Source organism: Bradyrhizobium sp. Kon58 (assembly GCF_055807455.1).
Window position 1 is genome coordinate 179,820 of record NZ_JBVVOT010000003.1, and the last position, 24,562, is coordinate 204,381.

At 64.5% G+C, this 24,562-nt stretch carries 28 protein-coding genes and 1 riboswitch; of the genes, 12 read left to right on the forward strand and 16 right to left on the reverse strand.

All coding sequences use genetic code 11. The annotated features are described in order from the left end of the window. Positions 1-127 precede the first annotated feature (127 nt). The 3 genes from AC0L20_RS07230 to AC0L20_RS07240 all read right to left on the reverse strand — a co-directional run bounded on the left by AC0L20_RS07230 (position 128) and on the right by AC0L20_RS07240 (position 2,312). Positions 128-988 carry a 23S rRNA (adenine(2030)-N(6))-methyltransferase RlmJ gene (locus tag AC0L20_RS07230; protein ID WP_473287990.1) on the reverse strand — a complete coding sequence of 287 codons (861 nt, stop codon included), beginning with the start codon at positions 986-988 and terminating at the stop codon, positions 128-130. A gap of 52 nt (positions 989-1,040) precedes the next feature. Then, positions 1,041-1,733 carry a ribonuclease T2 family protein gene (locus AC0L20_RS07235; protein WP_473287991.1) on the reverse strand — a complete coding sequence of 231 codons (693 nt, stop codon included), beginning with the start codon at positions 1,731-1,733 and terminating at the stop codon, positions 1,041-1,043. Between the two features lie 114 nt (positions 1,734-1,847). Beyond that, positions 1,848-2,312 carry a hypothetical protein gene (locus tag AC0L20_RS07240; protein WP_473287992.1) on the reverse strand — a complete coding sequence of 155 codons (465 nt, stop codon included), beginning with the start codon at positions 2,310-2,312 and terminating at the stop codon, positions 1,848-1,850. 182 nt (positions 2,313-2,494) lie between these two features. Here AC0L20_RS07240 and AC0L20_RS07245 point away from each other — a divergent pair, with 182 nt between their 5' ends. Further along, on the forward strand, positions 2,495-2,788 hold the full coding sequence (locus tag AC0L20_RS07245; RefSeq protein ID WP_007614858.1) for a hypothetical protein: 294 nt from the start codon (positions 2,495-2,497) through the stop codon (positions 2,786-2,788). A 42-nt stretch (positions 2,789-2,830) separates the two neighbouring features. Continuing rightward, positions 2,831-3,361, forward strand: coding sequence for a DUF3617 domain-containing protein (locus tag AC0L20_RS07250; RefSeq protein WP_473287993.1), 531 nt, complete (start codon positions 2,831-2,833; stop codon positions 3,359-3,361). 170 nt (positions 3,362-3,531) lie between these two features. Here AC0L20_RS07250 and AC0L20_RS07255 read toward each other — a convergent pair whose 3' ends face one another. From AC0L20_RS07255 to AC0L20_RS07265, 3 genes are read right to left on the reverse strand one after another with little or no spacing between them, the layout of a single operon-like run. Beyond that, a complete protein-coding gene (locus tag AC0L20_RS07255; protein WP_473287994.1) occupies positions 3,532-4,920 on the reverse strand; it encodes an ATP-binding protein in 1,389 nt (462 codons plus the stop codon). A gap of 17 nt (positions 4,921-4,937) precedes the next feature. Then, positions 4,938-5,669 (reverse strand): response regulator, encoded by a 732-nt coding sequence (locus AC0L20_RS07260; protein ID WP_035993624.1) that lies wholly within the window; start codon positions 5,667-5,669, stop codon positions 4,938-4,940. After that, the gene (locus AC0L20_RS07265; RefSeq protein WP_473287995.1) at positions 5,666-6,205 is read right to left on the reverse strand and encodes a MarR family winged helix-turn-helix transcriptional regulator; all 540 of its coding nucleotides are present in this window, start codon (positions 6,203-6,205) and stop codon (positions 5,666-5,668) included. Before AC0L20_RS07265 ends, AC0L20_RS07260 begins: the two co-directional genes overlap by 4 nt. A gap of 339 nt (positions 6,206-6,544) precedes the next feature. Between AC0L20_RS07265 and AC0L20_RS07270 the strand changes: the two genes are divergently transcribed. From AC0L20_RS07270 to AC0L20_RS07290, 5 genes are all read left to right on the forward strand, one after another. Further along, on the forward strand, positions 6,545-7,627 hold the full coding sequence (locus AC0L20_RS07270; protein ID WP_247357969.1) for a branched-chain amino acid aminotransferase: 1,083 nt from the start codon (positions 6,545-6,547) through the stop codon (positions 7,625-7,627). 120 nt (positions 7,628-7,747) lie between these two features. After that, a complete protein-coding gene (locus AC0L20_RS07275) occupies positions 7,748-8,272 on the forward strand; it encodes a YegJ family protein (RefSeq protein ID WP_473287996.1) in 525 nt (174 codons plus the stop codon). A 50-nt stretch (positions 8,273-8,322) separates the two neighbouring features. Next, a complete protein-coding gene (gene hisS, locus AC0L20_RS07280) occupies positions 8,323-9,843 on the forward strand; it encodes a histidine--tRNA ligase (protein ID WP_473287997.1) in 1,521 nt (506 codons plus the stop codon). A gap of 119 nt (positions 9,844-9,962) precedes the next feature. Then, positions 9,963-10,166: a tautomerase family protein gene (locus tag AC0L20_RS07285; protein WP_008144861.1), complete on the forward strand. Its 204-nt coding sequence runs from the start codon at positions 9,963-9,965 to the stop codon at positions 10,164-10,166. Positions 10,167-10,348: 182 nt separating this feature from the next. After that, positions 10,349-10,753: a thioesterase family protein gene (locus tag AC0L20_RS07290; RefSeq protein WP_473287998.1), complete on the forward strand. Its 405-nt coding sequence runs from the start codon at positions 10,349-10,351 to the stop codon at positions 10,751-10,753. 96 nt (positions 10,754-10,849) lie between these two features. Here the strand turns inward: AC0L20_RS07290 and proC are convergent, their stop codons facing one another. Then, the gene (gene proC, locus AC0L20_RS07295; protein ID WP_473287999.1) at positions 10,850-11,677 is read right to left on the reverse strand and encodes a pyrroline-5-carboxylate reductase; all 828 of its coding nucleotides are present in this window, start codon (positions 11,675-11,677) and stop codon (positions 10,850-10,852) included. Positions 11,678-11,867: 190 nt separating this feature from the next. Further along, positions 11,868-12,368 (reverse strand): type III secretion system chaperone family protein, encoded by a 501-nt coding sequence (locus AC0L20_RS07300; RefSeq protein WP_473288000.1) that lies wholly within the window; start codon positions 12,366-12,368, stop codon positions 11,868-11,870. Between the two features lie 387 nt (positions 12,369-12,755). Next, positions 12,756-12,927: riboswitch (FMN riboswitch) on the forward strand. A gap of 76 nt (positions 12,928-13,003) precedes the next feature. Here AC0L20_RS07300 and AC0L20_RS07305 point away from each other — a divergent pair. After that, complete coding sequence (locus tag AC0L20_RS07305) at positions 13,004-13,582, forward strand: 6,7-dimethyl-8-ribityllumazine synthase (RefSeq protein ID WP_473288001.1); 579 nt, start codon at positions 13,004-13,006, stop codon at positions 13,580-13,582. A 76-nt stretch (positions 13,583-13,658) separates the two neighbouring features. On the opposite strand, the gene AC0L20_RS07310 is transcribed toward AC0L20_RS07305, so the two are convergent. The 8 genes from AC0L20_RS07310 to AC0L20_RS07345 form a co-directional block, all read right to left on the reverse strand. Next, positions 13,659-14,693 (reverse strand): D-alanine--D-alanine ligase family protein, encoded by a 1,035-nt coding sequence (locus AC0L20_RS07310; RefSeq protein ID WP_473288002.1) that lies wholly within the window; start codon positions 14,691-14,693, stop codon positions 13,659-13,661. Further along, on the reverse strand, positions 14,690-15,718 hold the full coding sequence (locus tag AC0L20_RS07315; RefSeq protein ID WP_473288003.1) for a putative zinc-binding metallopeptidase: 1,029 nt from the start codon (positions 15,716-15,718) through the stop codon (positions 14,690-14,692). Before AC0L20_RS07315 ends, AC0L20_RS07310 begins: the two co-directional genes overlap by 4 nt. Positions 15,719-16,026: 308 nt before the next feature. Then, on the reverse strand, positions 16,027-16,980 hold the full coding sequence (locus AC0L20_RS07320) for a ribose-phosphate pyrophosphokinase (RefSeq protein ID WP_007596822.1): 954 nt from the start codon (positions 16,978-16,980) through the stop codon (positions 16,027-16,029). 193 nt (positions 16,981-17,173) lie between these two features. Beyond that, positions 17,174-17,800, reverse strand: coding sequence for a hypothetical protein (locus AC0L20_RS07325; RefSeq protein WP_473288004.1), 627 nt, complete (start codon positions 17,798-17,800; stop codon positions 17,174-17,176). Between the two features lie 112 nt (positions 17,801-17,912). Next, entirely contained in the window at positions 17,913-18,680 is a 768-nt protein-coding gene (gene pgeF, locus AC0L20_RS07330) for a peptidoglycan editing factor PgeF (RefSeq protein WP_456767757.1), read from the reverse strand. Further along, a complete protein-coding gene (locus AC0L20_RS07335) occupies positions 18,677-19,795 on the reverse strand; it encodes a class I SAM-dependent methyltransferase (RefSeq protein ID WP_018453517.1) in 1,119 nt (372 codons plus the stop codon). Before AC0L20_RS07335 ends, pgeF begins: the two co-directional genes overlap by 4 nt. Positions 19,796-19,816: 21 nt before the next feature. Further along, positions 19,817-20,662 carry a prolipoprotein diacylglyceryl transferase gene (gene lgt / locus AC0L20_RS07340; protein ID WP_473288005.1) on the reverse strand — a complete coding sequence of 282 codons (846 nt, stop codon included), beginning with the start codon at positions 20,660-20,662 and terminating at the stop codon, positions 19,817-19,819. Positions 20,663-20,676: 14 nt separating this feature from the next. Beyond that, entirely contained in the window at positions 20,677-21,408 is a 732-nt protein-coding gene (locus AC0L20_RS07345) for a dienelactone hydrolase family protein (protein WP_027565370.1), read from the reverse strand. Positions 21,409-21,577: 169 nt separating this feature from the next. Between AC0L20_RS07345 and AC0L20_RS07350 the strand changes: the two genes are divergently transcribed. The 4 genes from AC0L20_RS07350 (at position 21,578) to ychF (ending at position 24,500) form a co-directional block, all read left to right on the forward strand. Next, positions 21,578-21,829 carry an accessory factor UbiK family protein gene (locus tag AC0L20_RS07350; RefSeq protein ID WP_007596812.1) on the forward strand — a complete coding sequence of 84 codons (252 nt, stop codon included), beginning with the start codon at positions 21,578-21,580 and terminating at the stop codon, positions 21,827-21,829. A 184-nt stretch (positions 21,830-22,013) separates the two neighbouring features. Further along, a complete protein-coding gene (locus AC0L20_RS07355; protein WP_027565369.1) occupies positions 22,014-22,733 on the forward strand; it encodes a 50S ribosomal protein L25/general stress protein Ctc in 720 nt (239 codons plus the stop codon). Positions 22,734-22,791: 58 nt separating this feature from the next. Beyond that, positions 22,792-23,397: an aminoacyl-tRNA hydrolase gene (gene pth, locus AC0L20_RS07360; RefSeq protein ID WP_456767760.1), complete on the forward strand. Its 606-nt coding sequence runs from the start codon at positions 22,792-22,794 to the stop codon at positions 23,395-23,397. Positions 23,398-23,402: 5 nt separating this feature from the next. Further along, positions 23,403-24,500 (forward strand): redox-regulated ATPase YchF, encoded by a 1,098-nt coding sequence (ychF, locus tag AC0L20_RS07365; protein WP_473288006.1) that lies wholly within the window; start codon positions 23,403-23,405, stop codon positions 24,498-24,500. Positions 24,501-24,562: the final 62 nt, after the last annotated feature.

A 24,562-nucleotide genomic window follows, 5' to 3' on the forward strand; every position in this document is an offset into this window, starting at 1 on the left:
CTTAGGCCTTCACTCCGCCGCAACCATTCGCGGAAGCGGAACGTAAAGCCAGTCACCGCAACAGCATAATACGGTTCTCTGCAGATTGACCACCGCTCCTGCATATTTTTCCCAAGATGCCGGAGTGTTACGGCCTCGGCACCTCTAATCGGAATCTGGCAGCGCCCCCCTGGCCGAGCGGCATTTCCAGCTCGGGCAGGATCGTCTTGAGTTCGCCCTGCAGCGTGTAGGGGGGATTGACGATCAAGAGCCCGGTGGAGGTGAGAGTTGCGCCGTCAGCCTGCGGCGCCACGCTGAATTCGAGGCGCAGGCATTTTCCCGGCGGTTTTGCTGCGGCTGCGAGCCGCGCCACTGATTGCACCAGCGCGTCGGTGGCGCGCCGGCTCTTGGCGGGATACCAGATTACATAGATACCGGTCGGCCATTTCGCGAAAGCCGTCGAGAAGGCCTCTTCGAGCTTCTCGAACTCGTCCTTTGCCTCAAACGGCGGGTCGATCAGCACGAGCCCGCGCCGTTCCTTGGGCGGCACGAAAGCCGGCAGCGCCATCCAGCCGTCGAGATCGACCACGCGGGCCTGTTCGTCGTGGCGCAGCACGCCGATCAGCGCCTTGCGCGCCTTCGGCTCGATCTCGCAGAGCAAGAGGCGGTCCTGCGGCCTCAGCAGGCCGCGTGCGATCAGCGGCGAGCCCGGATAGGCCTTGAGCTCACCCTTCGGATTGAAGGCGCGGACGATGTCGAGATAGGGCTTGGTCAGCGCCATGGCGTCGTTCGACAGCCGCGCCTGCATCAGCCGCGCAATACCCGTCAGCCACTCGCCGCCGCGGCGCGCCTCGTCGCTTTCGAGATCGTAGAGGCCAGCGCCGGCATGGGTGTCGATGACGCGGAACGCACCCGGCTTGTCCTGGAGATAGGTGATGATGCGCGCCAGCACGATGTGCTTGATGACATCGGCGAAGCTGCCGGCATGGAAGGCGTGGCGGTAATTCATGCAAGAGCACTACGCCACGTGACGGCTCGAGCAAAGAGGCACGATGCCTGGGCTAGCCACCTCGGATCGGCGGCATCGCCACCTGGTCGCGGCGGCAGGCGCGGCGGTCGATCTCCTCGCAGGCGCGGAATTGCAGGTCCTTGCTGAGACAGATGCGGACTTCCGATAGCCGCGTCCGGTTGCAGGTGATCGAGACCGCGGCATTGCTGAGGCCCGGATTGGCCTTGATGAAGGCTTCCTCCACCTCCGCCGGCGCCACGGTCTTGGCCTGCGACAAATCGAGATATTCGGCCGGAATCTTGATCGCGGCGCGTGCCTTCCGGATCGTCTCGAAATAGCTGCGGTCGGCGAGCCCCGAGCAGGTGCCGTGCTTGTCCCATTCGTTGAAGATCAGCCCCGGCGCCGGCATCAGATCGAGCATGGAGGAAACGATGCTGCGGTTCAGTCGCGGCGACGGCCGCTGGCAATATTCCGGGAAACCGTTCTCATATTGCGGCCACAGACCATGCACCACGAAAGCGTAGGGCCGTCCGCTGCACTGGATCTGCGAGCGGCCGCCGCGCTCCGCCGCCTCTTCGCAGAAGGAGGGCGACCACGACAGCGACAGCACATAAAAATCGAACTCGCCGGGCGTGTTCTGCCGCTTGTCCTGGGCCTTTGCGCCACCGGCCAGCACAGCCAGCCCGGCTGCAAGCGTCAGCGAGATCATCAGGCGGGAGAACGAATGCAATCTGGAATGAAACATGGCGACGCCCCTCAACTAGACTGTGCAGGCGAGCCTAGCAGGCGATAAGAACATTTCAAGAACAAATTTCGGGCGACCGTCGTTCGGCCGCCTGATCGGTCGGGATCAGAGCAATTATTGCTTGGCGGCGCGGCAGGCCGGGTTGTAGGCCCAGTTGCGGTCGAGCCCGACCACGCACCATTCGACGCCCTGGCCGTAGCCGGCGAAGCCGCCGTCCTCGACGATCGAGAAGTGCACCTTGCGCATCCTGCCGTCCGTGAGCATGGCCTCGCCGGTGCAATAGCGGCGCGGGATGTTGTCGGATGCCCAGGGCCGGAACGCGGTCTCGTGAACCGCGGCGAAGCCGGTGATCTTCAACGAGGAATTCCAGAACGAGCTTTCTTTCTCCCAGAACTGGCTGGCGATCGTCGGCAGCGCCCTGTCGCATTCGGAGACGTTGCCGTCATAACGCGGCCCGCTCAGCCAGAAATTCAGCTCCAGCGGATTGGCGGCCCTGGCCTCACCGAGCGACAGCGCCCCGAACAGAAGGCCGAGCACGGCGGCAAAGCGGAGCGATTTCAGGAAGGTCGAGGCGCGCATGGGCAATCCAGACAGCATGATCTGCGAGGGTCGGACGGTGCCGCGAAGGCCGGGGGAGGTCAAGTGCAGCGCGGCAACACTTGCCGACGAGTTGACCGCAACGCTGCGTTAGAGGGGGCTTCCGTTCTTTCCTCCGCCGCGCCGGCACCGTAAACTGCCGCCAACCAATCGGAGTGACGGGAATGCGAATCATTGCGGCCGCGGGCCTACTTGCCTTGGGTATGTTGGCGAGCCAGTCGGCGCGCGCCGATCTCCTTCCGGTGCCTCCGTTCAAGGGCAACGACACCGGCGGCATCATCGCCTATTCGATGGCAACCCAGGTCGATGCGCGGCAGGTCGCGGTCGATCATTGTGCGCGCTATGGCAAGGTCGCCAAATTCCTGGCGATGCAGGCCTATGAGGGCGGCTACATCTCGTTCTCCTGCCGCTGGGTGCCCTATGGCGCCGCCGACCAGCCGATCCGCACGCTCTACTGAGGCGCTTTCGCAACGCCGCTATCGCAGCCGGGAGCTTCCGACATGACGCGCAAACTCGCTTTGCTCGGCTCCGCCCTTTGCCTCGTCTTGTCGGCAGCCAGCGCCCGCGCTGACGACCTGCCGGTGCGCAAGGCGGGGCTGTGGGAATTGAAGATGGTCAGGACCGGCATGCCGGTGCCCGAGATGACCATGCAGCACTGCACCGACGAGACCGTCGACAAGGAAATGAACAACAACGTCTCCCCGATGGCCAAGCAGATCTGCGCCAAGCAGGACATCAAGAAAACCGCGACCGGTTACGTCAGCGATTCCGAATGCAATGTCGCCGGCATCAGCACGACCTCGCATGCTGAGATATCAGGTGATTTCAATTCGGCCTATACGGTGAAGACGTCGTCGCACGCGCAAGGCGGCGCCGCCGGCACGGCAGGCCGCGACACGACCATGCAGCTCGAAGCGAAATGGCTGGGGGCCTGCAAGCCGGACCAGAAGCCCGGCGACATCGTGATGCCCGGCGGCTTCAAGATGAACGTGCGCGACATGGACAAGCTGAAGGCGCTGTTGCCGAAATAGGTGCCGCGCGGCCGGTGCGGCTCCCTCGCCCTGTTCTTACGGGGAGAGGGTTGGGGTGAGGGGCCTCTCTCCACACGTGCGATTGTTGAGGGACCTGTACCCCCTCACCCGAATTCGATCAGCGATCGAATTCGACCTCTCCCCGCAAGCGGGGCGAGGTGAAGAGGCGCCTACACCGGTATCCGCACGCTCGCCCTTAGGCCGCCCATCGGACTGTCGCCAAGCGTGATGTCGCCGCCATGCGAACGGGCGATGTCGCGGGCGATCGCGAGCCCAAGACCCGTGCCGCCTTCGTCCTGGTTGCGGGCGTTGTCCAGCCGCAGGAACGGCTTGAACACCTCTTCGCGTAAGTGCGCGGGAATGCCCGGCCCGTCGTCGTCGACCGTCACGGTCAAATATCGGTGATCGCGCTGGCCGGTGATGGCGATGCTCTTGCCGTAGCGGGCGGCGTTGGTGACGAGGTTGGCAAGGCAGCGCTTGAACGAGGCCGGCTTCACCGTGACCACGGGCAGTCCGTTGAACGCGACGGTCGCCATGTGGCCGTGGCGTTCGGCGTCGCTGCGTAGCTCCTCGAGCGCCTGGGCCATGTCGGTCGGCTGCGACTGTTCGCCGGAATCGCCGCGGGCAAACGCGAGGTAGTCCTCGAGCATCATCGACATCTCGTCGACGTCCTTGCGCATGCCCTCCATTTCGGGGCTGTCGCCGATCAGCGCCAGCTCGAGCTTGAACCGCGTCAGGATCGTGCGCAGATCGTGGCTGACGCCGGCGAGCATCGCGGTGCGCTGCTCCATCGTCCGCTCGATGCGCGATTTCATTTCGAGGAAGGCGACCGACGCGCGCCGCACCTCGCGCGCGCCGCGCGGGCGGAAATTCGGCGCCTCCCGGCCCTTGCCAAAACTTTCGGCGGCATCGGCAAGTCGCAGGATCGGCTTGATCTGGTTGCGCAGGAATAGCACCGCGACGATCAGCAGGATCGAGGACGTTCCGACCATCCAGAACAGGAAGATCTCCGAGTTCGAGGCATAGGCGGCGCTGCGCTGCGCGAACACGCGCATCACGGCGTCGTCGAGCTGGATCCGGATCTCGACGAGGTTGGAGCGGCCAACCGTGTCGATCCAGAAGGAGCGCCCGATCTGGCGGCCGAGCTGCACCGACAGCGTCTGGTCGAGCAGCGAGAAGAACGGCTTTGGTCCCGGCGGCGGCATGTCGCCAGCCGGGAGGAAATCGACGACGAGGCCCAGGCGCTGCTGCGCGATGCGGCGGATCTCGTTGCGGTCCTTGTCCTGCGGATAGCCCTTGTAGACGTCGATCAGCGCGGCGATGTCCTGCACCACGGCGGCCGACAGGCGCCGTGTCACCGTGTTCCAGTGCCGCTCCATGAACACGAAGGCGACGACCGATTGCAGGATCACCATCGGCACGATCATGATCAGCAGCGCACGCGCGTAGAGGCCGGTCGGCATCCAGCCCTTGAACGCGTTGCCCATCCAGCCATTGGCGGCGGAGACGCGGCCGGCGGCGCTCTTCAAAAGCGTCAGGCCGCTATCGATCGTGCTCATCGGTGGCGCTTCACTCTTTATGGCGAGGCTACCAGCCGGTAGCCGATGCCGCGCACGGCCTGGAGGAATAGCGGATTGGCGGGATCGGTCTCGATCTTGCGCCGCAGGCGGTTGATCTGCACGTCGACGGCGCGCTCGTTGACGCTGCCATTGCCGGTCAGCGCGCTGCGCGGCACGGTCTCGCCCGGTGTCTCCGACAGAATCCGCAGCATCTCGCGCTCGCGGTCGGTGAGGTGAATGACGTCTTCGCCCTGGCGCAGTTCGCCGCGCTCGAGGTGATAGATGTACGGGCCAAACGCGATCTTCTCCACCGCAGCGGCCTGTGGCGGCGGCGCGGCGCGCTTGAGGATGTTGTTGATGCGCAGCGCAAGCTCGCGCGGCTCGAACGGCTTTGCGACGTAATCGTCGGCGCCGATCTGCAGGCCCTCGATGCGCGCTTCGGCTTCGTGCCGCGCCGTCAGCATCACGATCGGCACCGAGGACGAGGTCCGGATGAAACGGGCGAGATCGAAGCCGGTCTCCCCGGGCATCATCACGTCCAGGATCAAGAGGTCGAAGTGCAGGCCCAGAAGCTTGGAACGGGCGTCGCTGGCGCTGGCGGCGGTCGAGACACGATAGCCTTCGCCGGCAAGGAAGCGCGAGAGCAGGTCGCGGATACGGCGGTCGTCATCGACCAGCAGGAGATGCGGGGCATCGTCGGCGGGACGTGCCGGCGGGCGTGCGAGCGTGGCAGCGAGCGGCACGGTCACTCCTTGTCCTGATTGACGGTGGCAAAGATCGTCTCCAGCACCTTGTCCGGATCGTCGCGGTCGATCATCGCGCGCAGGAAGCGCTTGACGGTCTCGGCATCCTGCGGCGTCATCTCGGCGAGTGCCTTGGTGATGCGCGTGGTCTGGAGGCCGGCGAGCTTCTGCACCAGCGCCTCGCCCTTCGGTGTCGCAAACAGCAGGCGTTGGCGGCGATCATTGTCGCCGGTCTTCTGCACGATATAGCCTTCGTCCAGGAGCTGCTTGAGCACCCGGCCGAGCGATTGCTTGGTGATGCGCAGGACGTCGAGGAGGTCGGCGACCTTGAGGCCGGGATAACGATAGACGAAGTGCATGACGCGGTGATGGGCCCGGCCGAAGCCGAACGCCTCCAGCTCCTGGTCGGGATCGCCGACGAAATCGCGATAGGCGAAGAACAGCAGTTCGATGATATCCCAGCGCAAATTGCCTCCGTCGTCTGCGGCCGGCCGCGGCCCGGCAGCGTCTTGAGAAGGAGTCGCGAAATTTATGTCAGGCATATTGACGTATCTTGGGTTCAATGTTACAAAACGATCAGCCCGTACGAAATTTTAGATCGTTTCGCGTCGGGTGGGCATCGAAGCAAGGCGGCCGCAGTGGGCCGGACAGGCGGAGACGGCCGGAGCAGATCTACCGTGCGATTGTCGAACGGCATTTCGGCAAAACATACTGGACTTCCGTCTTCCGCAAAAGCATGTCCTCGGTGACATGCTGGCCACGGAAACCGGCCGTAACAAGGCTGGCGGCGGTCCGGCCAGAAACCAATCGAGCCAGCCGGGCCCAAATCGGGGCAGGTGGGTGCCACAACGGCGCCGCCACCGGCAGCGGGAGGCAAGGACATGAGCATGAAATTCGACATCCAGCCCGCACCCAATCCGACCCCCGAGAAGGATCGGGTCGCAAAGCTGGTCGACCCCGGTTTCGGGCGGGTCTTCACCGACCACATGGCGGTGGTCCGCTACAACCAGGCCAAGGGCGGCTGGTACGAGGCGCGTGTCGAGGCCCGCGCCAATTTCCAGCTCGATCCGGCCGGCGCCGTCCTGCACTACGCCCAGGAAATTTTTGAAGGCCTCAAGGCCTACAAGCGCGACGACGGCGGCGTGAACCTGTTTCGCCCCGACGCCAATGCACGGCGCTTCAAGGACTCGGCGGACCGCATGGCGATGGCGCAGCTCCCCGAAGACGTCTTCATCGAGGCGGTCGAGCAAATCGTGCGCATCGACCGCGCCTGGATGCCGGGCGGCGAGGGCAGTCTTTACCTGCGCCCCTTCATGATCGCGAGCGAGACCTTCCTCGGCGTCAAGCCCTCGTCCGAATACATCTTCGCGGTGATCGCCTCGCCGGTCGGCTCCTACTTCAAGGGCGGCCCCGCCCCGGTGTCGATCTGGGTGTCCGAGAACTACACGCGCGCTGCCGTCGGCGGCACCGGCGCCGTCAAATGCGGCGGCAACTATGCCGCAAGCCTGCGCGCGCAGGCCGAAGCGATCCAGCACGGCTGCGATCAGGTCGTCTTTCTCGATGCCATCGAGCGCCGCTATATCGAAGAGCTCGGCGGCATGAACGTGTTCTTCGTGTTCGACGACGGCTCGCTCTCGACGCCGCCGCTCGGCACGATCCTGCCCGGCATCACCCGCGATTCCATCATCGCGTTGGCCAAAGACGCCGGCAAGACCGTGCGCGAGGAGCCGTACTCGCTCGACCAATGGCGCAAGGATGCGGCGAGCGGCAAGCTCAAGGAGGCGTTTGCCTGCGGCACCGCCGCCGTGATCTCGCCGATCGGCACGGTGCGCTCGGTGAGCGGCGATTTCGAGATCTCGGGCGGGGCCGCCGGCCCCGTCGCCATGGGCCTGCGCAAGCAGCTCGTCGACATCCAGTACGGCCGCACCAATGATCCGCACAACTGGATCCGCAATCTGTCTTGATTTTTGCCCTCTCTCTCCGCTCGCGGGGAGAGAGAGGCGCAATGAACGCGACACGATGATAGTGCGACAAAGTCCGAGACCTCTAATACCTGGACATCGAGTCTTCCGGACATTGCGAACATGACATCCACTCTTCCCCAGCCCCTGAAATGGGTCGTTCTCGCCGCAATCACCGGCGCCACCGTCTTCGGCATTCTGACCATCGGCCCCAAACCGGATGTCTCCGCTGAGGGCCGTTCGCCCGTCGTCGACGTGCGCACCACCGATCCGGAGATGAACACCGCGATCGCGCGCGCCCGCGGCACGCTGCCGACATTCTGGGCCTCCTATGAGGCGCCGAAGCCGTCCGAGTCAGGGCATGCCCTGAAGGTGCACTTTTCGACCCGCAAAGGCGGTGAGCACATCTGGATGGCCGAGGTGAAGAAGCTACCCAATGGGGCCTATTCCGGCCTCTTCGCCAACGAGCCACGCGATCTCCCCGGCAAGCGGGCAGGCGACAAGGTCGAATTCACGGAAGCCGACATCTCGGACTGGATGTTCATGCGCAACGGCAAGATCGTCGGCGGCGAAACCATCAAGCCGACGCTGAAGTCGCTGCCGAAAGCGGATGCGGATGCGCTCCGGGCACGAATGGAGCAGCCGTAAGCGACGACCCGGCAGTTGCCGCCTCGCGCGTCGGCTGGTAAATGCCGCGCATGGCCGAAAAACCCAAAAAACCGCAGAAACTGAAGGCGCGCTTGCCGCGCGGGCTCGAGGATCGCGATCCCGCCGCAATCCGGGCGACGCGCGAGATGGTGGAAAAGATCCGCACCGTCTACGAGCTCTACGGGTTCGAGCCGGTGGAAACGCCGGCGATGGAATACACCGACGCGCTCGGCAAGTTCCTGCCAGATCAGGATCGCCCGAACGAGGGCGTGTTCTCGTTCCAGGACGACGACGAGCAGTGGATCAGCTTGCGCTATGATCTGACAGCGCCGCTCGCCCGCTATGTCGGCGAGCGATACGGGACCGACGGCCTTGTGTTGCCCTACCGCAGCTACCGGGTCGGCTACGTCTTCCGCAACGAGAAGCCCGGCCCCGGCCGCTTCCGCCAGTTCATGCAGTTCGACGCGGACACGGTTGGCTCGGCGACGCCCGCGGCGGACGCTGAGATCTGCATGATGGCCGCGGACACGATGGAAGCGCTGGGCATCGCGCGCGGCTCGTATGTCGTGAAGGTGAACAATCGCAAAGTGCTCGACGGCGTTCTGGAAGCCATCGGGCTCGGCGGCGAAGAAAACGCAGCACGCAGACTGACCGTGTTGCGCGCAATCGATAAGCTCGACAAGTTTCCCGCCGAGGAAGTTCGCAAGCTGCTCGGTCCCGGCAGATGGGATGGCGGCGAAGAAGGCAAGGGCGATTTCACAAAGGGCGCCAATTTGAGCGCGCCGGAGGCCGACGTCGTCCTCGCCATCACCAAGCCCCGCGACGATTGGAAAGAGGCGATCGCCGCGGCGGAAACCTATCTCGCCAAGAGCGAAGTCGGTCAGGCCGGCGTGAGCGAGCTGGAAGAGATCGCCAAACTGGTGACGGCATCGGGTTACGGCGCAGACCGCATCCGTATCGACCCCTCCGTCGTGCGCGGCCTCGAATATTACACCGGCCCCGTCTACGAGGTCGAACTGCTGCTCGACATCAAGGACGAAAAAGGCCGCCCGGTCCGTTTCGGCTCGGTCGGCGGTGGCGGCCGCTATGACGGCCTCGTCTCGCGCTTCCGCGGCGAGCCGGTGCCGGCGACCGGATTCTCGATCGGCGTATCCAGGCTTCAGGCCGCGTTGACGCTGCTCGGCAAGCTCGACACGCGGCCCGAGTTCGGCCCCGTCGTCGTCACCGTGTTCGACCGCGACCGCGTCGCCGACTACCAGAAGATGGTCGCATCGTTGCGAACCGCCGGCATCCGCGCCGAGCTCTATCTCGGCAATCCCAAGAACATGGGCAACCAGCTCAAATATGCCGACCGCCGCAATGCGCCTTGCGTCATCATCCAAGGTTCGGATGAAAAAGCGCGTGGCGAGGTGCAGATCAAGGATCTGATCGAGGGCGCGAAGGCGGCGGCCGCGATCGCTTCCAACCAGGAATGGCGCGAGAGCCGCCCGGCGCAGTTCTCGTGCAGCGAGGCCGACCTCGTCGCCAAAGTGCGCGAGGTGTTGGCGCGCCATGACGTAAAGTGGGGATAGCTATACCGGCAGGCGTCATGCCCGGGCTTGTCCCGGGCATCCACGTCTTGTTTGATGGAAGAGAGAACGTGGATGGCCGGGACAAGCCCGGCCATGACGACAGCAAAGGGAGAGAAAAAATGCCTGAGATCACTGTCAGCATGGCCGAAGGCCGCACCGACGAACAAAAGGCCGGCATGATGCGCGATATCACCCAGGCGCTGGTGAAGAATCTCGGCGTCGATGCCGACGCCGTCGTCATCCAGATCAACGAGGCCCCGCTCCGCCACAAGATGAAGGGCGGCAAGACGTTTGTGGAGCGCGCGGCGGCTGCGAAGAAGTAGCTGCCGCTGGTTCGGCAACCACAAATGTCGTCCTGGCGAAAGCCAGGACCCATTACCCCAAGGGGCAGTTGTCGCAGCAGGTCGTGGTTTAGACCGCGCATGACAATGTTGAGTCGGGGTAATGGGTCCTGGATCGGCGCTCCGCTTCGCTGCGCTTGTCCAGGACGACGGGGGGAGGCCCCATGGACGCACGCGACTACATCAAGGTCGGCATGAGCGCCGAGCGCACGCTCGTGGTGCCGGTGGAGCGCACTGTCGGGCATTTTGTGCCCGGCATGCCGATGGTCTATGCGACGCCGATGATGATCCTGGAAATGGAGATGACGTCGGGCGATGCGATCCGCAGCGTCCTTCAGCCCGGCTGGGTCACCGTCGGCACCGAGGTTGATATCCGCCATCTTGCAGCAGCCCTTGTCGGCGCGACGGTGCGGGCCACCGCGAAGGTTTTCGCAGTCGAGCGCCGCGTCATCCGCTTCGAGGTCGAGGCCTTCGAGGGCACGCGAAAACTCGGCGAAGGCCGCCACGCGCGCGGGCTCGTCAATATCGAGATGTTCAACAAGCGGCTTGCCGCGGGCTCGAAACCGTAGGGTGGGCAAAGGCGCCTAGCGCCGTGCCCACCATCTTTCCGCGGTTGCATTCGAATTGGTGGGCACGCTTCGCTTTGCCCACCCTACGGCACTTCCTTACTTCGCCAATTCCTTCGACCGCTGCGTCGCCGCCGCGATCGCGCGGATCATCAGATCGCGCAGGCCGGGCTCGCCCATCAGCACGCCGAGCGCCGCGGCCGTGGTGCCGCCGGGCGAGGTGACGTTCTGACGCAGCGTGCCGGAGGCAAGCTCCGACTGGTGGAGAAGTTCACCCGAGCCGGCGACGGTTTGGCGCGCGAGTTTCGTCGCCAGCGCCTCGGGCAATCCCGCCTCGACACCGGCGCGCGCGAGCTCTTCGGCCAGCAGAAACACATAGGCCGGGCCCGAGCCGGACACCGCGGTCACCGCGTCCATCAGGCTCTCATCGTCGACCCATTCGACCGAGCCGGTGGCGCGTAGCAGCGCATCGGCCACCGCGCGTTGCTGTGCGCTGACATTGTTCGCGGCGACAGCCACCGTGATGCCGCGGCCGATTGCGGCCGGCGTGTTCGGCATCGCGCGCACCACCGCGCCGCCGCAGACCTCCTCGAGCGAGGCGATCGTGGTTCCTGCCATGATCGACACCACCGCGGTCTTGTCGGAGACGAATGGCTTCAGCTTGGCGCCGGCCTCGCGGAACATCTGCGGCTTCACCGCGACGATCAGCGTCTCGACCTGGCCTGCCGTCGTCACATCAGGATTGAGCGCAACCCCCTTGGCGGCAAGTGCGGTGATCTCGGCCGAGATGTGTGGATCAATCACCGCGACGCGGCGCGGATCGAGCCCGCCCGAAAGCCAGCCGGTCAGCATCGCGCCGCCCATCTTGCCGGCGCCGGCGAGCAGGATGGTGCCGGTGATGTTTTGGAGAGTGCTGTTGCTCGTCATAGCCGTTGCCACAAACTCAGTGTCGTCCCGGCCTAGTGCGCAATTGCGCACGGGGGGGCCGGGACCCATAACCACAACTGGTTTTAGTGGATGGAGGTGTTGGCAACAAGCAGCGTGCCACAAGCGAAATCACGCGGTATGGGTCCCGGCCCCCGTGCGCAATTGCGCACTAGGCCGGGACGACAAGAAACTAAGCCTCGCCCACCGTGTCGAACATCGCCGCGTCCATGGCTTCCGTCGTGGACTTGCCGGCCCACACCACGAACTGGAACGCCGGGAAATAGCGTTCGCAGGCGTGGATGGTGCCGGCGAGCATGGCTTCGCATTGCCCCGTGGAAGCGATGAGCCCGCCCGGCAGCACCAGGGCCTGCCGGTGCATGATCATGCCGGTGGTGGTCCACAGGTCGAAATGCCCGACCCACAACTGTTCGTTGACCGCGGCCACGAGCCGCTGGACCTCCGGTCGCCGCGCAACCGGAATCTTCATGTCGAAAGCGCAGGCCAGATGCAGCGCTTCGATCTCGCCCATCCAGGTGAAAGAGATCTGGTAGTCGGTCCATTGTCCCTTGGAGACAATCGTGAGCTCGTCTTCGCCGGAGCGTTCGAACGGCCAGTTGTTGCTGGCAGCGATATCCTCGACCACTGCGAGCGGATGGTTTTTGGAATCGATAGTGCCTTCGAGCAGGGACATGCCGTCTCGACCTCTTGCCTTTTTGTTGTCTTTGATACGCACGCGGTTGGTCCGGCGCGCGCTCCCTTAATCTTGCTAAGGCGATCCGTTCGGATCAGCGCGGGCTTGTCGCGGATCAACTGATGTGATTTGCGGAATCTGCGCAACTGGCTGCCGAGTCCGTCCACAAGTCAGGACTCGTTCGTCCACAGCTCATCTCGGCCACAATTATTAACGAAAAGAACAAACCGGAATCGGACTCCCGGACCGCGCGCAAATCGTTAATTCCGCCGCGCGAGGGCCGCCCGCCATCCCGGCATGGGACCATGCGGTTTTCCCATGCGGAACCCGCTTGCCGCGGCCCCCAACCGGCGTCATATTTCGATCAGGCCGTTCATTCCGGACGGCCGATGTTCTCAGGGCGGGGTGAAAGTCCCCACCGGCGGTAAGGGCCGTAAGGCCTAAGCCCGCGAGCGCCTTCCCCCGAATTGTCCCGAAAGGGATTTGCCGAAGGGAAGGGTCAGCAGATTCGGTGCAACTCCGAAGCCGACGGTTAAAGTCCGGATGAAAGAGAACGGTCGGTGGCAGACGCATCGCAGGATGCGGCTGTTTGTCGTTCCGTGTGCCCTGATTCTGGTCCTTAACTGAGGAAAGCCATGAATCAGATGTTGCAAGACCCCCAAGTCGAAACTTCCAAATCCGAAATTTCCCAACCAACCCAAACGCCACCGCCGGTTCCGCAAGATCCGGCGCCCGACCAGCCGCGCTTCGCGAAACCGCAGCGGGTGGCCTTCGTGCAGGCCTGCTGGCACCGCGACGTGGTCGAGGAGGCCCGTATTGCCTTCGTGAGGGAGGCCGAAGCACGTCACCTCAATCATGTTGACGTGTTCGAGGTGCCGGGCTCGTTCGAGATCCCGCTGCATGCGCAGATCCTCGCCAAGACGCGGCGCTACACCGCGATTGTTGCAGCCGGCCTCGTCGTCGACGGCGGCATCTACCGTCATGAGTTCGTCGCCGACACAGTGATCAAGGCGTTGATGGACGTGCAGCTGCGTACCGAGGTGCCCGTGTTCTCCGCGGTGCTGACACCGCAGCAATTCCACGAGACCGAGGTGCACTACGATTTCTTCCGCAGGCATTTCGCGATCAAGGGCGTCGAGGTCGCGGCCGCCTGTGCGGAGACATTGCTCGGGCTCGAACGCCTGCGCGGCCAGGTCGCCGCGGGAATCGTGTAACGCAGCGCAACGACGATCCCTCATCCCGAGCGGCGCGGAGCGCGTCTCGAAGGATGAGGGGCGATCGTCAGCCTCATCATCCCAGTGACACGCCCGCCTTGGCGCGGCTGATCCCGAGGGCCAGGATGCGCTGCAGGAGAGCCGGATATTTGAGCCCGGCATGTAGAGCGGCCGTGGCGAACTCCTGGCTCTTGGCGATCTCGGGATTTGGATTGGCTTCGATGAAATATGGCGTGCCGTCGGCGGTGAGACGAAAATCGATGCGCGCGTAGCCGTCGAGGCCAAGCACCCGGTAGATGCGTTTCGCGGCCCGCTGGATCTTGGCGGTCACTTCCGGCGCCAGATCCTTCGCAGGCCCGTCGACGATGCCGACCTTCTCCTGATAGTCGGTGTCGTGCTTGGCCTTCTCGGTGGCGATGTGCCGTGACGAGCGGCCGCCCATGCTGCCGAATTTCAACTCCCAGACCGGCAGAACGCGTAAGCGGTTGTTGCCGAGCACGCCGACGTAAAGCTCTCGCCCTTCGATGAACTGCTCGGCAATGGCGGCGGATTCGACCCGCTCGTGGATGAAGGCAACTCGCTCCGCCAGCTTCTCGTCGGTGTCGACGATCGAGGCTTGCGAGATGCCGAACGAGCCATCCATGTTCAGGCTCTTGACGATCAGCGGCAGCGCAAGACGTGTCGGACGTTTCACCTTGCGGCGCATCGGGAAGACGGCAAAGGCGGGCGCGGCGATCCGGCGGTGATGCACCAGCGTCTTGGACAAATCCTTGCCGCGGGCCAGGGTCAGGCCGCGCGGATTGCACCCGGTATAGGGGACCTTCATCAGTTCGAGATAACTCGCGATGTGCTGGTCGAAGGCGACGTTGTTGTGGAATTCCTCCAACAGCGTGAAAACCACGTGCGGCTTGAACTCCTCGATCGCTTCGCGCACCGGCTTGATTTCCTCCTGCGCGCCGAGTGGGCGAACCTCATGGCCCGCCGCGCGCAAGGTACTCACCACGTCGTATTCGGTTTTCCACGCGTTGATTTCCTGCGCGGTGTGCCCGTCGCTGGAGTCCGGCGGCACAAAGTCCGGATGCATGAGCACTAGAATGCGCAGACGTCTCATAGCGCGATCCATTTTCGTCGAGACGGGCCAAACATCGTGTGCATCGTCTTGGCGGTCACGAGGACGATGAAGTCGAGAACGAGCTTCTGTTCAGGGCCGACGGCACGCAGATCGAGCTCGCGACAACGAGAGATCATCTCGTCAAGCACGGCATCGAGCGTAAGCTGATTCTCGCCGGTCCATCGCGAGACCAATTGCCTGATCTGGGAGCGGTGGCGCCTGATCAGGGTCGAAGCCGGCTTTGAGCGGTGGTGCCGTGGATCGGCTGAAAACAGCCGGGAGAGATCGCGGTCGTAGGTCTTGGGGGGCGTGAAGGCGTAGAACGCCTGCTTCTTCTTGTAGTGCTCTTCGAGCGTCTGGCTCAGCCGACCCAGCGTATCGACACGCTCCCGCGTCGCGATCGGCGGTCGCTTGCCCGCGATCTCGCCCATCAGTTCGTCGACATATTCGAGCTTCTTCAGCGCCGGCCAGCCGGCGTATCGTGTCCGCCAGTTCGAACGGGGCCGCAGCCACACCGCAAAGGTCTCGGCGAAATCCTCGTCCGGATGGCTCTGCGCGTACCAGAGCCGCAGATGCTGGACATAGCGCCGGCTGGCCGGATTGGGCCGGTAATAGCGCGGATAATGTTTCGACGACGGGCCGAACAGCTGCTGCCAGCGCCGGCGGCGCTGCAACTGGTAGCCGTGCTGTATGGCGTGGCCCGCTTCGTGACGGAGGATGGCCATGCATTCACGCCAGGTTCCGCCCTCGACGTCGAACATCATCTTCTTCTCGAGCTTCATCAGGCGGGGATGAGCGAGATAGAACGGAATGGCGATGCCGGGAACGCCGCCCGGACTGAACCATTCGCTCGACATCCAGGTGTGCGGCCGCAGCCGGATGCCGCGCTCCTCGAGCTCCTCGTACAGCGTTCTGACGCAATCCTCGAGCCAGGTGCCTTCGACCGTAACCCTCAGACTGGAGAGGCGTTGCTTGAGCAACTCGTCATCCGACAGCTTCTCCCAGGCAAATTTCCGGCGTGGCATCGGGCATCCAGAGGGCAGAGATGACTCGGGATTCGGATGATGTCATGGGCGGTCGTTGGCAACAACCCGGGGGCTGCCTCGTAAGGGACGTAGACCGCTCGCACTCCCTCGCCCCGCTCTTGTCCGCCGAAGCCTTGGCGAAGGCGGATGCGGGGCCGCGACGAGCTTCGCTCGCGCTGAGAGGGTGGGGTGAGGGAGAGTCTCCGCGGGGACGGTGAGAGTTGGACTCGTGGAGAGTCCCCCTCACCCGGAATTCAAGCTTCGCTCGAATGCCGGCCTCTCCCCGCAAGCGGGGCGAGGCAAGAAAATCAGTCGAACAGGCTCGACACCGACTCTTCCGCCGCGGTGCGCGCGATCGCGTCGGAGATCAGGCTGGCGATCGGAAGCGTGCGGATGTTCGGCGCCTTGCTCACCGCCTCCGTCGGCAGGATCGAATCGGTGATCACCAGCTCCTTCAGCCTGGAGTTCGTGATTCGGGCCGCCGCGCCGCCGGACAGCACGCCGTGGGTGATGTAGGCGTAGACGTCCTTGGCGCCCTTGGCGATCAGCGCGTCGGCGGCGTTCACCAGCGTGCCGCCGGAATCCACGATGTCGTCGATCAGGATGCAAGTGTAGCCGGCGACGTCGCCGATCACGTTCATGACCTCGGATTCACCGGCCCTCTCGCGGCGCTTGTCGACGATCGCAAGCGGGGTGTTGATGCGCTTGGCGAGGCCGCGTGCGCGCGCCACGCCGCCGACGTCGGGCGAGATCACCATCGTCCTGGAGAGGTCGAACTTGTCCTTGATGTCGCGCACCATCAGCGGCGCTGCGTAGAGATTGTCGGTCGGGATGTCGAAGAAGCCCTGGATCTGGCCGGCATGCAGGTCGAGCGTCATGACGCGGTCGACGCCGGCCTGCGTGATCAGATTGGCGACGAGTTTTGCCGAGATCGGCGTGCGCGAACCCGATTTGCGGTCCTGCCGGGCGTAGCCGAAATAGGGCAGCACCGCGGTGATGCGGCGCGCCGAGGAGCGGCGCAGTGCGTCGGTGATGATCAGCAATTCCATCAAATGGTCGTTCGCCGGGAACGAGGTCGACTGGATGACGAAGGCATCCGAGCCGCGCACGTTCTCCTGGATCTCGACGAAGATCTCCATGTCGGCGAAGCGCCGTACCACCGCCTTGGTCAGCGGCAGGTCGAGACCCTGCGCGATGGCCTGTGCGAGAGCCGGATTGGAGTTGCCGGCGACGAGCTTGATGGAGCCGTTCTTGGCCGACATGGACGCTTCCTCCCGCGCTTTGCTGGACACGATGTTCAACATCAAACAATACCCACTGGAAGCACGGTTACGACGGGCGAGGAAATATCAGGCCGGGGGCTGCAATGGCAACCCGGGACGCTACGTTTTCCCTGCGAAATCCCGAGTCCGGCCAACGGTTTGGCCGGAAGTTGGGACCGTGGTTTCGCGGGGGTTATCGCTCGGCATAGCCCAGCGCCGAGGCCGGCATCTCGGCCACCGGAGTCTCCGGGATCACGCTCGCCACGGCCGGCCCGCGCAAGCCGGGAGCCGAGCCCGGCGCATCCGGCGTGCCGTTGATCATGTTGGAAAGACCGCTGAATCCGGCCTGGGCGATCTTCCGCAGCACGAGGTCGTCGGCAGCGCCCCAAGGATCCCGGGCAGCATCGCGGCCGCCCTTGGCCGCCGTCGGTTCCTCGCCGGAAAGGCGCAGCGCCCGCTGCTGGTTGGCGTCGTAGACGTCCCAGACCCAGGCGATCACGGTCTTGCCGCGCACGATCTGGGCGGAGAGGTAGCTGCGCACGCGGTAGGCAGCCGTCCCCTCGCGCGAGACCACGGACAGGCTGCGTAGCTTGGATTCGGTGTCGAGCACGCCGACCATGCGGTCGAACACTTGCGGCGGCGGCCCGTCGATCGATTCGAACGCGACTGTCGCCCCGGAGCCGGCGCTCGGCGCCATCGCATAGGAGTTCGCGGCACCACCGCCACCGGCACAGCCGCCAAGCGCGGCCGCCGCCGTCAGCAGCATGACCGCCAGCACGCGCGAACCCGCGCGGCGCAAGATGAATGACGCGTCCCTCATTATGGAGGGCAGCGATATCGTTAAAACGCATTAACGTCTAGGGCGGGGGCGCCACAGCCCACTGTCATCGCGCGCAGGCATCGCCCCGGAATGACACGGGTTGCCTTTGTGTTCACGCTTCGAGCGCGATCGCGTGAACGTGGCGGCCGTAATCCGGCTCCTTGCGATGCACCGAGCGGCGGTAGCTGAAGAAGCGTTCGTCGGCATAGGTGTCCAGACCGAGATCGTCGATCATCAGGATGCCCGCGGCTTCCAGACGCTTGCGGATGAAGCCGGCGAGGTCGAACATCGCGTGGCTTTCGCGCACCGACGGGATGAAGAACATCGCGTTGTCTGCGTCCGCCTCGATGAAGCGCGCCGCGAACTCGTTGCCGACTTCATAACTGTCCTGACGGATCAGCGGGCCGATCGCGGCGATGATGCGGCTTCGCGAGGCGCCGAGTTTTTCCATCGCTGAAATGGTCTGCTCCAGCACGCCGGTGAGCGCGCCCTTCCAGCCGGCATGGGCGCCCCCGATCACGCCCGCGTCGGGATCGACGAACAGCACCGGCCCGCAATCGGCGGTGGAGACGCCGAGCGCGATGCCGGGCACCTTCGTCACCAGCGCATCGCCCTTCGGCCGCGGCCCGTTCGGCCACGGAGCGTCGGCCACGAGCACGTCGGGCGAATGGATCTGGTGCAGGCTGAGAAAGCGTTCCGGCGCGACGCCGACATGCTCGGCCATGCGGCGGCGGTTCTCCGCGACAAGGGCCTGATCGTCGTTGGAGCCGAGCCCGCCGTTCAGCGCGGAATAGATGCCGCCCGAGACGCCGCCTTCGCGGGTGAAGAAGGCGTGGCGCAGGCCGGGCACCGCGGACAGCAGCGAGGAGGCAAGCGTCATGAATCGTCTCCGGCGCGTTCGAGATCGCTGAGTCCCGCAAGCCCCGTCAGCCGCGGCTCGGAGATGCCGAGCACCTTGAACATCGAGCCCATGCCGCTGCGCCCAGTTTCGGTCAGGCGCTTGAGCGCGATCGAAATGTCGGTGGCAACGTCGGGCGCGGCCTTCTGCATCAAGGCGGCTGCCCGGGTCTCGATGCCGACGCGTTTGAGGAAATCGCCCTGCGTCACCGGCCCGTGCACCCGGGCGCCCACATCCTCCGCCCCGCGCGCGAGCGCCTGGAAGTCGACATGGGCCGTGACGTCGGCCTGGCCAGGCGCCTTCAGGGGATCGGTGAAGGTGTGGCGCGCGATCGCCTGGAAGGTGTCGCCGGCATCGCTGCGCAGATGGCCGTAATCGATGATCAGCGCCGCGCCGTCCTGGTCGCGCACGCGGCTGGCGAGCTTCATGATCTCGGCATCGGGCCGCCATTCGAACACGGCCCCGACGGGCGCGGCGCGTACCAGAGGCGGCAGCAGCACCTCGAAGCGCGGCGTCGGCTCGGCAGCCGCGCCGAATTGAAGTTTTCCGTTGGCGTCGACCTCGATCACGCGCTCGTGCCAGCCGTTCTCGTGACGGACCATCTGGTGGATCGGCAGCACGTCGAAATATTCGTTGGCGAGGATGATGCTCGGTCCCTCGGGCACGTCGTCGATGCTGTCGTGCCAAGCGATGTTGCGCACGCCCGACAGCGTCGCACTCTGCCGCTCGCGCAGGACCGGATTGACCTCGACCATGTGGATGTGGAGCGCTTGGTAGAGCGGCGGCAGCACGCGGAGCGCGCGCAGCGCATCCGCCATCATGGTGCCGCGGCCGGGGCCGAGCTCGATCAGCCGCAGGAATTGCGGCGACCCCATCTGCTTCCACACCGAGGCGGTCCACAGGCCCAACAGCTCGCCGAACATCTGGCTGACCTCGGGCGCGGTGGTGAAATCGCCTTCGCGTCCCAACGGATCGCGCGAGACGTAGTAGCCATAGCGCGGATGCATCAGGCACAGTTCCATGTACCGCCAGACCGGCATGGGGCCTGAGGATTTGATCAGCGCCTTGATCTCGTCGAGTAACGGCTGGTCGGTCACGGTCTATCTTCTCAAAAGGAATTAACGAATAGCCCCTGCGGGCTTCGGCGCACCGCGCCTCACTGCCAATACAATAAGTATGCCGCCCACAATAAGCATCGGGATCGACAACAGCATGCCCATGGTTAATCCGCCCCAGAGGAAGCCGAGCTGGACGTCCGGTTCGCGGAAATGCTCGCCGGCGATCCGGCTCAGACCATAGATCAGGATGAAGGCGCCGAGGATCATGCCGGGCCGTTTCAGGGCACCAAATCGGATCATGATCGCGAGCACTGCGAACAGCAAAATGCCCTCCATGCCGGCCTCGTAGAGCTGGCTCGGATGGCGCGGCAGCTGGGTGGGATCATTGGGGAAGATCATCGCCCAGGGCAGCTCCGGGTCGGTGGCGCGGCCCCACAGCTCGCCGTTGATGAAATTGGCGATGCGGCCGAGCAGCAGCCCGACCGGAGCAACGGCGGTGGTGATGTCGCCGAGCGACAGGATCGAGATGCGGTTGCGATAGGCGAACCACATCACCGCGACGACGCAGCCGAGGAAGCCGCCGTGGAAGGACATGCCGCCTTCCCACAGCCTGAAGATCGCGGCGGGATGGTCGATGAAGAAGGGCAGATTGTAGAACAGCACATAGCCGGTGCGGCCGCCGAGGATGATGCCGAGCGTGACCCACAGGATGAAATCGTCGATCTGCAGCAGCGACATCGGCGCCGGACCGCCCCACAGCCGCTCCTTCTTCAGGAGCGAGCGCGCATAGAGCCAGCCGAACACGATGCCGCAGATATAGGCCAGCGCATACCAGCGGATCGCGAACGGACCGATCTCGATCGCGATCGGCTTGAAGGCGGGAAAGTCGATGAGCAGAAAGGGCATCGCGTCTTCTATATCTAGACGAGATTGCGGCGATAGAGCGCCAGCAGACGCTCCCAATGCCGCTCGGCGGCGTCGCGGTGATAGACCGGACGCTTGGGGAAGGCGAAGCCGTGATGGGTGCCGGGATAGATCTCGACTTCGGCTTTGGCGCCGCTCATGCCCTGCTTCACCTTCTCGATGATCTCGGCCGGTGCGTAGATGTCTGTCTCGGCGCAGGCGAAGTAGAGTTCGGCTTTGGTCTTGGCGGCCGCGAGATGGGGGCTATCGTCCTGGTCGGTTGCGAGCTGCGTGCCGTAGACCGAGGCGGCGGCCTTGACGCGATCGGGGAAATGCGTGGCGGCATTGACGGCGTAGCGGCCGCTCATGCAGTAACCGACAGTGCCAATCAGTTTGGTGTTCGCGGCCGCCTGACCCTCGGCATAGGTGAGCAACGCCCGCGTGTCGTCCATGATCATGGGGATCGTGAGCGATCCCATTAGCGCGAACATGCGCTTGCGTTCCGGGGCGTTCGGATCGGCCGGCAGCGCGCCGAGCTCCATCACCCCGGAGCGGTAATAGAGGTTCGGCAGCATCACGTAATAGCCCGATGTCGCGAGCCGGCGCGCCATGTCGCGCAGCTCTTCGCGGATCGCCGGCGCGTCCATGTAGAACAGGATGACCGGAAACGGCCCGCCGCGTTCGGGATGGCTGATGAAGGTTGCGGTGTGACCGTCCTTGGTGGGGATCGCGATCTGCTGGTCGATCATCTCGAGCGCCTTTTGTGATTCTTCTTATGCAGGGACGTTGAATACGATTGCAAGGAAACCGGGGCATGACAAGGATACCGCCGATCGGCACTTGAACCGGCCCAAACGGATTGCCATTGTCTTCCCGCGCGTTCGCGCAGAGTTCATCGAAAGCCGCCAGGAGACCGATATGACCCAGACCAACAACCGGTTTTTCGACGAGATCGGCCGCCTGATGAACGACGCCGCCGGTGCCGCGCAGGGCGTCAAGCGCGAGTTCGACACGGTGATGCGCACCCAGGCCGAAAAATTCCTTCGCGACATGGACCTGGTGAAGCGCGAGGAGTTCGAGGCGGTCAAGGACATGGCGCGCCTGGCACGTGAGGAGAACGAGGCTCTGAAGGCGCGCATCGCCGCGCTGGAGGCCAAGCTCGGCGGGTAGCTCCGCCGGCTCCGTCCGGGCTGATCCGGTTCCGCCCGGCAGCCCATTCTCCTTGTCATTTCCGCGTCTTCCGGGTAAAAGCCCGCCACGTCCGCAGCCCCCGCACCCCTGGAGGCTTGCTGCGGCGTATGCCATGGGCCGCGTTGCGGCCCATTAACTTTTGCAAAAACAAGGACTTAACGTTATGGCGACCGTCAAGGAATTGAAGGCGACCGCACGTCCGAAGAGCGGCAAGGGGGCCGCCCGGGCTGAGCGTCGCGCCGGGAGAGTGCCCGGAGTGATCTACGGCAACAACCAGCCCCCGCTGACCATCTCGGTTGACGATCGCGAACTGCGCTCGCGCATCCTCGCCGGCCGGTTCCTGACCACGCTGGTCGACATCGACCTCGAAGGCAACAAGCACCGCGTGATTCCGCGCGACTACCACCTCGATCCGGTCAAGGATTTCCCGATCCACGTCGACTTCATGCGGCTCGGCGAAGGCGCCACCATCCGCATCAGCGTTCCCTTGCACGTGGTGAAGGCTGAAGGTTCGCCCGGCGTGAAGCGCGGCGGCGCCGTGAACATCGTTGCGCATGCGATCGAGCTCGAGTGCGGCGTGGAGAACATCCCGCAGTTCATCGAGGCCGACGTCGGTTCGCTCGAAATCGGCCACTCGCTGCATCTCTCCGACATCAAGCTGCCGGCCGGCGTGAAGGCGCTGACCGCCGAGGACGCGACCCTCGTCACCATCGTGCCGCCGTCCGGCTACGCCGAAGAGCAGAAGGCCGCGGCTGCTGCTCCGGCTGCGGGTGCTGCTGCTCCGGCGGCTGGTGCCGCTCCTGCTGCGGGTGCTGCTGCTCCGGCAGCGGCTGCCAAGGCCCCGGCTGCCAAGGCTCCCGCCGGCGGCGACAAGAAGAAGTAATCTCTCAAAGCTGGCGCGCGGTCCCTGACCGCGCGCCGAGCGAGGGGCGCGCCGCGTCATGCGACTGTTTGTTGGGCTCGGCAATCCCGGCCCGAAATTCGCACGTAACCGGCACAATGTCGGCTTCATGGCCGTCGATGAGATCGCACGGCGTCATGGTTTCGCGCCTTGGCGTCGCAGGTTTCAGGGCGAGACCTCGGAAGGCACGCTCGGCACCGAGCGCGTGATCCTGCTCAAGCCGATGACCTACATGAATGAGTCCGGCCGCAGCGTTCAGGAAGCGGCAAGCTTCTTCAAGATCGCACCGGGCGACGTCACTGTATTCCATGACGAACTCGAACTGCCGCCGGGCAAGGTGCGGGTGAAGATCGGCGGCGGTATCGCCGGCCACAACGGCCTGCGTTCGATCTCCGCCCATATCGGCAACGACTACCGCCGGGTACGGCTCGGCATCGGTCATCCCGGCGTCAAGGAATTGGTGCACGGCCACGTGCTGTCGGACTTCGCCAAAGCCGACAACGACTGGGTGGCGACGCTCTGCGACGCGGTGGCCGAGCACGCGGCACTGGTTGCCAAAGGCACGGACGCGACCTTCGCCAACAGGGTGCATCTCGCCATGCAGGCGAAGGGATTTTTGACCAAAGACGACAACGGCAAGGAATAACGCTCGTGGGATTTAAATGCGGGATCGTCGGATTGCCCAATGTCGGCAAATCGACCTTGTTCAACGCGCTGACCGAGACGGCCGCGGCGCAGGCGGCGAACTATCCGTTCTGCACGATCGAGCCGAATGTCGGCGAGGTCGCGGTGCCGGATCCGCGGCTCGACAAGCTCGCAGCGATCGCCAAGTCGGGCCAGATCATCCCGACCCGGCTGACCTTCGTGGATATCGCCGGCCTCGTGCGCGGCGCGTCCAAGGGTGAAGGCCTCGGCAACCAGTTCCTCGCCAACATCCGCGAGGTCGACGCCATCGCGCATGTCGTGCGCTGCTTCGAGGATTCCGACATCACCCATGTCGAGGGCAAGATCGCCCCGCTCGCCGACATCGAGACCATCGAGACCGAGCTGATGCTCGCCGATCTCGACAGCCTCGAGAAGCGCGTCGACAATCTGTCCAAGAAGGCCAAGGGCAACGACAAGGACGCCAAGGAGCAGCTCGACCTCGTCAACCGCACCCTGGTGCTGCTGCGCGAGGGCAAGCCAGCGCGCCTCGTCGAGCGCAAGGCGGAGGAGGAGCGCGCCTTCGGGATGCTGGGCCTGCTGTCGTCCAAGCCCGTGCTCTACGTCTGCAACGTCGAGGAAGGCTCGGCTGCATCAGGCAATTCGTTCTCGAAAGCGGTGCAGGACCAGGCTGCCAAGGAAGGCGCCATTGCCGTCGTCATCTCGGCAAAAATCGAATCCGAGATCGCCACCATTTCGCGTGACGAACGTGCCGACTTCCTGGAGACGCTGGGTCTCGAAGAGGCCGGCCTCGATCGCCTGATCCGCGCCGGATACACGCTGCTCGACCTCATCACCTATTTCACGGTGGGCCCGAAGGAAGCGCGCGCCTGGACCATCTATCGCGGCACCAAGGCGCCGGGCGCGGCCGGTGTGATCCACACCGACTTCGAAAAGGGTTTTATCCGCGCCGAGACCATCGCGTATGAGGACTACGTCGGGCTCGGCGGCGAAGCCGGCGCCCGCGATGCCGGCAAGCTCCGCCTCGAAGGCAAGGAATACGTCGTCGCCGACGGCGACGTGATGCATTTCAGGTTCAATACGTAGGATCTCGATAGGTTCGTAGCGTGGGTTAGCGCAGCGTAACCCACCATGCTTCCTCGTTTGCC